General features: G+C 34.9%; 3 protein-coding genes and 7 pseudogenes. 7 read left to right on the forward strand and 3 right to left on the reverse strand.

Annotated elements, in window-relative coordinates:
- Window positions 1–85: 85 nt before the first annotated feature.
- The 3 genes and pseudogenes from AFK68_RS23155 to AFK68_RS23165 all read right to left on the reverse strand — a co-directional run bounded on the left by AFK68_RS23155 (window position 86) and on the right by AFK68_RS23165 (window position 1,300).
- Window positions 86–553: a J domain-containing protein gene (locus AFK68_RS23155; RefSeq protein ID WP_094675453.1), complete on the reverse strand. Its 468-nt coding sequence runs from the start codon at window positions 551–553 to the stop codon at window positions 86–88.
- Between the two features lie 97 nt (window positions 554–650).
- A pseudogene (locus AFK68_RS23160) lies at window positions 651–782 on the reverse strand (J domain-containing protein); the annotation flags it as partial.
- Between the two features lie 290 nt (window positions 783–1,072).
- Entirely contained in the window at window positions 1,073–1,300 is a 228-nt protein-coding gene (locus AFK68_RS23165) for a type II toxin-antitoxin system CcdA family antitoxin (RefSeq protein ID WP_094675454.1), read from the reverse strand.
- A 523-nt stretch (window positions 1,301–1,823) separates the two neighbouring features.
- Between AFK68_RS23165 and lepA the strand changes: the two are divergent.
- The 7 genes and pseudogenes from lepA (at window position 1,824) to AFK68_RS23180 (ending at window position 8,994) form a co-directional block, all read left to right on the forward strand.
- A pseudogene (gene lepA, locus AFK68_RS23170) lies at window positions 1,824–3,629 on the forward strand (translation elongation factor 4).
- Window positions 3,630–4,218: 589 nt separating this feature from the next.
- Window positions 4,219–4,650 (forward strand): annotated as a pseudogene (locus tag AFK68_RS42345) (GDP-mannose 4,6-dehydratase); the annotation flags it as partial.
- 369 nt (window positions 4,651–5,019) lie between these two features.
- Window positions 5,020–5,511, forward strand: a pseudogene (locus AFK68_RS46175) (LAGLIDADG family homing endonuclease); the annotation flags it as partial.
- Between the two features lie 126 nt (window positions 5,512–5,637).
- Window positions 5,638–5,733, forward strand: a pseudogene (locus AFK68_RS42350) (SDR family NAD-dependent epimerase/dehydratase); the annotation flags it as partial.
- A pseudogene (locus AFK68_RS42355) lies at window positions 5,722–7,005 on the forward strand (NAD-dependent dehydratase); the annotation flags it as partial. The pseudogenes AFK68_RS42350 and AFK68_RS42355, both read left to right, overlap by 12 nt.
- Before the next feature lie 3 nt (window positions 7,006–7,008).
- A pseudogene (locus tag AFK68_RS46180) lies at window positions 7,009–7,440 on the forward strand (GDP-mannose 4,6-dehydratase); the annotation flags it as partial.
- Window positions 7,441–7,773: 333 nt separating this feature from the next.
- A complete protein-coding gene (locus AFK68_RS23180) occupies window positions 7,774–8,994 on the forward strand; it encodes an RNA-guided endonuclease TnpB family protein (protein ID WP_094675456.1) in 1,221 nt (406 codons plus the stop codon).
- Window positions 8,995–9,411 lie beyond the last annotated feature (417 nt).

The raw sequence follows: 9,411 nt of genomic DNA on the forward strand, positions 1-9,411 counted from the left end.
CCGAAAATTTCAGGTCTAACTAGTCTAAATTTGATGGAATTAGAAAATTATCATAAGGATGCTAGATCAAGCCTAGATATATAACTTAAATTCCTGGTGGTTCGATAGGTTGGATAGTTAACTCAGGACGCATGAGACCTATAATAATAGCTATTACCAAACAACCAAGAAGAGCAAGACCCATAATCAATAGGGCAAATAATTCACCCGCAGATAATGGTCTCTCTGTAGGGTCTAAGTAACTAGATAAATTTCTCCATTGTGAACGGGATACATGAGTGCTGAAGTTAACTCTTTCCTCAAAATCATTTATATATAAATGCCTAATCTTTTTATCATACTCTAATCTTCTTTCGGAGTCTACTAAAGTAGCATAAGCTTCATTAATTTGCTGGAATTTAGCAGTGGCGATCGCTGGTGGCATATCTGTAGTATCTGGATGATAATGCTTACTTAATTCCCGATATGCTCTTCTAATTTCTTGATTAGATGCTTTTGGTTGGAGTCCCAGTAAAGAATAATAAGTTACGCCCAAAGGAGTATATTTTGACATTCTTCAAATTATTATAACTTTATCTCACTAAATTAATTTTTACCAATAGTTATCTTTTTATTTACTAATTTCTCTTGACACTATAGCAACTATAATNCATATCTGTAGTATCTGGATGATAATGCTTACTTAATTCCCGATATGCTCTTCTAATTTCTTGATTAGATGCTTTTGGTTGGAGTCCCAGTAAAGAATAATAAGTTACGCCCAAAGGAGTATATTTTGACATTCTTCAAATTATTATAACTTTATCTCACTAAATTAATTTTTACCAATAGTTATCTTTTTATTTACTAATTTCTCTTGACACTATAGCAACTATAATTGTTTAGGATTGCACAATGACGCAAGATTATTTTTTATCAATAATTAAGTATATGAAAGATTGAGTGAATTAATCCTAATCTTTAGATAATTTACCATTTTCTAAATCAGTCTCATCCCACTCAAATTTTAAAATAATCTAATTAATATTAATCACAATTATTACAGACTAGAAAACTTAGAAAAGCTTAAACTTTAATCATTCCATTCCCCTCTTGGAGGAATCGGGGGATTTCTCTGAAGGGTTAGAGCTAACTCATCTTCTGGCAGTCCTCCTCTCAACCACTGACGAAGGGCACTTTCAATTACTTTGCTAGGGTCATTTGTTAAATGCTTAACTTGATCTAATAACCTAGGGTCTATACTTATAGATAATTCGACTTTCTCCAGAGACTTTTGCCGATCAACTTTAGGCTCATTCATAATAAGACAATCCTAAATTTAGAAGACTTCTATAATATACTAATATCTACTAACTAATTTAACTTAAGGAATATGATGAATTTGTATTTTTATGATTTACGTTTAAAGATATTTTCGTAAAAATACCACATAAAGATTGATTTGTCAAACCAGAAAATAATCTTATAGATATTTACGAGTAATATATTTGATTTTTAACAGTGACTCGAACAGAAATGAAGGAAGGCCAGAAATTTAACAAGCCATCAGCTATTAGCTAAAATCGCTGGGTTTAAGTCTTCCATGGTTAGAGCGAAAAATTAGTGGTGTAGGTTAGATATGGGTTAGCATCCGCCATTATTCTACCTTGAGAGCTGTTTTGCTAGACAAAATGTTTGCGGAGCATGACCCATCCCCTGGGGATAGGAAGAGGTTAACCGCTAACTACTGAGTGCGACTTCAATAATTAAAATATGTTAAGAAAATAGATATATTTTACCGAGACCATAAGAAAAACACGGAAGCTCAAATTATTAACAAAAGTATGACAAAAGTTCCTGTATCTCACATTCGTAACTTTTCAATCATTGCTCATATCGATCATGGAAAATCAACCCTAGCCGATCGCCTCCTACAAGCAACTGGCACAGTGGCAGATCGTGAAATGAAAGAGCAATTCCTAGACACAATGGACTTAGAAAGGGAGCGTGGCATCACAATTAAACTACAAGCTGCCCGCATGGATTATAGCGCTAAAGATGGTAAAGAGTATGTATTAAATCTAATCGACACGCCTGGTCATGTAGATTTTTCTTATGAGGTATCCCGTTCCTTAGCAGCCTGTGAAGGTGCTTTATTAGTAGTAGATGCTTCCCAAGGAGTAGAAGCTCAGACCTTAGCTAATGTATATCTAGCTTTGGAACATGACCTAGAAATTATTCCAGTTTTAAATAAAATTGACCTTCCTGGAGCAGAACCAGATAGAGTTAAACAAGAAATAGAAGATATAATTGGCCTAGATTGTTCGGGGGCAATTTTAGCCTCAGCTAAAGAAGGAATAGGAATTCCCGAAATTCTAGAATCAATTGTTCAATTAGTACCACCACCACAAGATACTATTGATGAAAAATTACGCGCCCTAATATTCGATAGTTATTATGACCCATATCGAGGGGTCATCGTATATTTCCGAGTCATGGATGGGACTATTGCTAAAGGCGTTGGGGTCGAACTTAGGCAGTCGGGAAAGGAATAGACATAAGTGAACTAAGTAGTTCTCTCCCCTACCCAAAAACCAGTAAAAGAACTCCATGCAGGAGAAGTAGGTTATTTCTCAGCAGCTATCAAAGCAGTAGAAGATGCCAGAGTAGGAGATACAATTACTCTGGCCAAAAAACAAGCAAAAGCTCCTCTACCTGGTTACACAGAAGCTAAACCTATGGTATTTTGTGGATTATTTCCCACCGATGCTGACCAGTTCCCAGATTTGCGAGAGGCATTAGACAAACTCAAACTTAATGATGCAGCTTTGTCTTATGAACCAGAAACATCAAGCGCTATGGGTTTTGGATTTCGGTGTGGCTTTTTAGGACTGCTCCACATGGAAATTGTCCAGGAAAGATTAGAGCGAGAATATAACTTAGATTTGATTGTCACATCTCCATCAGTAGTTTATCAAGTAACTACTAATCAAGGAGAAGTAATCCTAGTTGATAACCCAAACTTATTGCCAGAGCCTAATTATCGAGAAAAAATCGAAGAGCCTTATGTCCAAGTAGAAATGATTACCCCAGAAGAATATGTAGGGACATTAATGGAGTTGGGTCAATCACGACGGGGTGTATTTAAGGACATGAAGTATCTTGCTCAGGGTAGAACTACTTTAATATATGAAATACCTTTAGCAGAGGTAGTGACAGATTTTTTCGACCAAATGAAATCTCGGTCTCGTGGTTATGCTAGTATGGAGTATCATCTTATAGGCTACCGTGAGAATCCTTTGGTGAAGTTGGATATTATGATTAATGCTGAACCAGTGGATGCTTTAGCAGTAATCGTACATAAGGATAAGGCTTATGGGGTAGGTCGTGCTTTGGCAGAAAAGCTGAAAGAATTAATTCCCCGTCATCAATTTAAAGTACCAATTCAAGCATCCATCGGCGCTAAAGTTATTGCTAGTGAGCATATTCCTGCTTTACGGAAAGACGTTTTAGCTAAATGTTATGGTGGGGATATTAGCCGTAAGAAAAAATTACTACAAAAACAGGCCAAAGGTAAAAAACGAATGAAGTCATTAGGTACAGTTGATGTACCACAAGAAGCTTTTATGGCAGTTTTGCGATTAGATTAATAATCAAAGGGAATTGCTGAAGTATGGGTATGATTTGAGTTTTTAAGGGGTAGGTAGGGACGTTGCATGCAACGTCCCTACGGAGTGTTTCGTTCTCAATAGATATCTCCAACAATGAAAAATAAAATCAATTCTGATCTATAAATTGTCAATTATTTCTCACTGTTGCCTGTTATATGTTCCCTGTTCCCTCTTTTCTAGAGATGTCTAATAGGAACAGAAGTAGTCAAAGGGGGTAAATATTTATAATTATTATCTAGATTGTGCAACACCAGTGAAAGAAAGTAGTTTTTTAAAGATTTGATAAGCTAGCTTTACAGAGTATTTCAGAGCAAGACTTTGTTCCCTTTTCCCTCTTTTCTGGAGATGTCTAATAGGAACAGAAGTAGTGAAAGAGGGTAAATATTTATAATTATTATCTAGATTGTGCAACACCAGTGAAAGAAAGTAGTTTTTTTTAAGATTTGATAAGCTAACGGTACAAAGTATTTCAGAGCAAGACTTTGTTAGTGTATGATTGAATTTAATGTGGTTATTCAATTATCCATTGAAAACCACAACAAATTATAATCCTAGTTCTTTGGCAATAATGAGAATATTAGTAACAGGTGGCGCGGGTTTTCTTGGTTCTCATCTCATCGATAGATTAATGGAACAAGGCCATGAAGTCCTCTGTCTCGATAATTTTTACACAGGAACTAAACGCAATATTTATAAGTGGTTGAATCATCCCTATTTTGAATTAGTTCGCCACGATATTACTGAACCAATTAGATTAGAAGCAGATCAAATTTATCATCTAGCTTGTCCTGCTAGTCCTATACATTATCAGTACAACCCTGTCAAGACAATTAAAACAAATGTGATGGGGACATTGAATATGTTGGGGTTAGCTAAAAGGGTAAAAGCAAGATTCTTTTTGGCTTCTACATCTGAGGTATATGGAGACCCTGATGTACATCCTCAAACAGAGGAGTATAGAGGTAATGTTAATTGTATTGGGATTCGGTCGTGTTTTGACCCGGAAACTGAAATTTTGACTGAGGCAGGTTGGGTAGCTTTTCCCAATTTACAACCAGAATTAAAAGTAGCAACATTAAATCCAGAAGGTAAAGTTGAATATCACGTTCCCGATGAATATATCGTACAACCATATATTGGGGAAATGTACCGTTTTGCTAATGCTAAATTTGATTTTTGTGTGACTCCTAATCACTGGATGTATGTGCGTAATAAAACTGATAAATTAAAGTTTATCAGGGCAGATGAAGATAAGCATTGGCACAGTTGGCGGGCATTAACTGGGGCAGATTTTGGTGGCGAAGAAGTGGAATGGTTTGAGTTAGGAACCCCTCCTAGAAATGCCAAAGTAAAAGTAGAAAAAATCTGCATGGATGACTGGCTAGAATTTTTAGGTTATTACATTTCTGAAGGTTGCGTTCATGTGAGAAAAAGGTCGCGAGTGGTAGGGGGAAATGATTATGATGTAGCAGATTATAATGTATTAATTGCTCAAGAAAATTCTGAAGGACGTTTGAAAATTGCTAATTGTTTAAGTCGTTTAGGCTTTAAGTTTTTTGATTCGGATGACCATCAATTTAGGATTTGCAGTAAACAGTTAGCTGAGATTTTATTACCTTTAGGTAAGTCTGGTGAAAAATACATTCCTCGTGAGTTATTCCAACTATCAAAACGACAGTTATTAATCCTATTTAAAGCTTTGATTCTGGGTGATGGTTCGGAACGGGGAGATTGCTACGCTTACTATAGTAAATCTAAACAATTAGCAGATGATGTACAAGAATTAGCACTTCGTTGTGGTTATGCAGCTTCGGTAGTTTCTCATGCAGTGGGGCGCGACCTTTATCGAGTAAATATTCGACCTGCTAAGGATGCAAATTTAGTTGAACCAGAACGATTCCATTATGTAGGAAAAGTTTATTGTGTTAATGTCACAAACCATGTGGTTTTTGTTAGGAGAAATGGCCGTGCTGCTTGGTGCGGTCAATGTTACGACGAAGGGAAGCGAGTAGCGGAAACTTTAGCATTTGATTACCATCGTCAAAATAATGTTGATATTCGAGTAGTCAGAATTTTTAACAGTTTAACTGGAGACCAAAAGGTACTTTATTACATTGGAGAAGAACTCTATTATGAAACTTTTGCTGAATGTTATGACAGAATTAATGGAGATATATCTAATGTATCAGTGCCTTGTTTCGATGAAAATTCAAAGACAGTAATTAAACCAATTTCTGCAATTTGGAAACATCACGTCAAGAAGAAAGGTTTTAAGATAAAAACTGTTTGGGGTAAGGAGATAAAAATTACAGAAGATCATAGTTTATTTACTAGGGATGAAAATAATAAACCTCAAGCAGCTTTTGGAAATGACCTAAAGGTAGGAGATGAAATAGGAGTTCCAAGTTATATCAGCTTTTTGGAAAAACCTTTACAACCATTCCAGATTACAGATAAGATATTAAACAAAGAAGAAATATCTGTAGAAAGTGAAGAAACAATTTCCTATCTAGAAAAATATGGAGATAAAATTCGGGAGTATTTATTGGCAAAAGGTTTAAATCCTAATCAACTTTATGCCACAATGAAAAACTACGAAGCAAAAAATCAAATTCCTTGGCATCTATGGGAATATTTAGAACTTCCTCTATCGGAAAAAGAAAAAGTTTGCTACTCATCTACAAAAGCAGTTAAAAATTGGATCGGCAATATAGAAGAATTTTTATGGTTATTAGGGTTTTATGTAGCTAAAGGAAGTTTTGTACAAGATAAACTGTTGCTCAAAGGAGAAGCTGAGAAACTAGCAAAAGTAATAGAAGTAATAGAAAGAATATTTGACTGTAAGTCGGAAATTAATGAAGCAGGATATATAAGTATTGAGTCAAAAATCCTGGTTGATTTAATTAGAGATGGGTTGAATTTTGGGAAGACAGAAAAAGATATTCCTAATTGGATTTTACAACTTCCTCAAAAACAGTTAATTAGCTTTTTACAGGGATTTGCTGAAGGTAACAATCTAGAAAATCCAAGAAATTCAAAGATTGAATTTAATAGTGATAGTCAGTTAGTTGCTGAAAAGTTAGTATTGATTCTCGCTAAGTTTGGGTTAGTAGCAGATGTTTCAGAAACAGAAGAACAAGAAGAACAAATTTACCGGATAATAGTAGAGGGATTAGAAGATAACAATATCCAGAATTTGTCTAACATTCAGCAGAAAATATCAGCCCAAACTACAGGTGATATTGTCTGGGCAAAAATAGAAAGTATGGAAGAATTTGAAATAGATGATTATGTCTACGATTTCTCCGTGCCAAATTATGAGAACTTTATAGGGGGAAGTTACAGTATTTTTGCTCATAATACTTATGGACCAAGAATGTTAGAAAATGATGGTCGAGTTGTTAGTAACTTTATCGCACAAGCCTTAAAAGGAATACCATTAACAGTCTATGGCGATGGTTCCCAAACCAGGAGTTTCTGTTATGTTTCAGACTTGGTAGAAGGGTTTATCCGGTTAATGAATCAAGATTTTATCGGACCAGTTAATATAGGGAACCCTGGAGAGTATACAATACTAGAATTAGCTCAGAAAATTCAAGAAATGGTTAACCCAGATGCAGAGATAACATATAAACCTCTGCCACAAGACGACCCGAAACAGCGACAACCAGATATTACTCGTGCGAAAAAATATTTGGGTTGGGAGCCTACTGTTCCTCTCGAAGAAGGGTTAAAATTGACTATAGAAGATTTTCGGGAGCGGCTCAAAAATGAACCGCCAAAAAGCTAAAAGGGGTCATTTCAGTTAGCCTCCTCCGGAGGAACTACGTTAACAGTTAGCCTCCTGCGGAATGCTGCGCAAACAGAGGTGCTGCCTCTTCCAGAGGAGCTGCGCTAACGCTGACGTTAACAGTTATCAGTACCTCCGACTCAAGTCGGAGGCTTGAAATACTGAATTGAATATTTTTTTATCCCCTTCAAAGGACCTCATTTTTTGGTAAATACAGAAAGCGAAAAATTGTCTAAAGTTCCTCAAACTTACTTATAACTAGAGCTATTAAACTAAAATGGGTAAGTTTGTTCAGTTGTCTTTATTTGAGTCGCTATCAGCTACAATTAATGTATGAAGCTAGTTGAACGTCATGTCATCACGAAAAACCATCCTTTTTGGTCTGAAATTGACCACAAGGCTTTTTTGTCTAAAAATCTGTTTAATTTAGCTAACTATTATTATCGTCAATATTTCTTTACTAATAAAAAGAAATTAAATTTTACTGAACTGTATCACCAGGTATCTAAAAGTTCTGATTATCAAGCTTTACCTACCAAGGTAAGTAAGCAAATTATTAGCAGATTAGATCGATGTTGGACTGGTTATTTTTCTGCTTTAAAAGAATGGAAAAAACAGCCTAGTAAATTTTTAGGAAAACCGAAAATTCCTAAATATAAACATAAGAAAAAAGGCCGAAACATTCTGCCATATCCAGATGAATCAATTTACAAAAAAGCCTTAAAAAAAGGAATTTGTCATCTGTCGATGAGTGAAATAAAAATTCCCACTTCACAGACAAAAATAATTGAGGCCAGAATCGTCCCCAAAAGTAGCTGTTACATAATAGAAATAGTCTATGAAAAATCGGAGGAAACCACAAAAAATCAACAAGTAGCAGGAGTAGATGTAGGCGTAAATAATTTAATGGCTGTAACGACAAATCAAACAGGAACTGCACCTCTTTTGATTAAAGGCAAACCATTAAAAGCGATTAATACATTTTATAATAAACAGCGCTCTTGTTTACAATCTCAATTAAAAACCAACCACAATCAAAGTAATTCTCGTAGATTAAAAAAATTAACTCACAAACGAAATTGTCGAGTAGAAAATTATCTCCATACAGCCAGTAAAAGAGTAATAGATTGGTGCATTAAGCATGAAATAGGAATCTTAATTATCGGGCATAACCAGACCTGGAAACAAGAAATAAAATCAGGAAAAAAGAACAATCAACAATTTGTGAACATCCCTCATTGTAGGTTGATAGAGATGTTAACATATAAAGCCCAACTAAGAGGAATAAAAGTAATAATTACAGAAGAATCTTATACATCTCAATCAAGCTGTTTAGATAGGGATAATTTACCAAAATATGGAGAGAAAAAACCAGAATTTAGTGGAAAAAGAGTAACAAGAGGGTTATATAAAACCAGGGGAAATAAATTATTAAATGCCGATGTAAATGGGTCATTGAATATTATTAAAAAAGTAATTCCTGATGTCTTTGACCAAGGAATAAAGGGTTTGCCGTTTAACCCTGTAGTGGTCGATCCACTTGCGTTTAACTAAGCTTTCAGATTGTTGAGTAAATTTGAGTAAGTTTAGTTGAGCGGTTTGGTTTCCTACAAATAATAATTGGCTATTTTTGTATTCTCCGACTAACCACAAAATTGCTAATCTGTCAATTAGCCAAAAAATCAGGAGAGAAAAATTAGTCATTCATCCCAGAAAAATTTAGAGTATTTGCCTCTGAAAATAACGAAATAATAGGTATTTGCACCTTCAAAATTACTTTAAGCAATAACTCTCGTTTCGATTATTGTAGAGTATATACCATCATACAATCAAGAGGAAGGGCTAAAAATATTGAAATCTCGTTAACCACTTCAGACAAATTTTCTGCTTTTTTGTCATCAAACCCTGACAAACTTAAAAATTTTTAAACTAAAAGACTAAAACTTAAACAATAACTTATTTGTATGAGGC

Origin of the sequence: Hydrocoleum sp. CS-953, assembly GCF_002260545.1 — a bacterium.
In the GTDB taxonomy this organism is placed as follows: domain Bacteria; phylum Cyanobacteriota; class Cyanobacteriia; order Cyanobacteriales; family Microcoleaceae; genus Trichodesmium.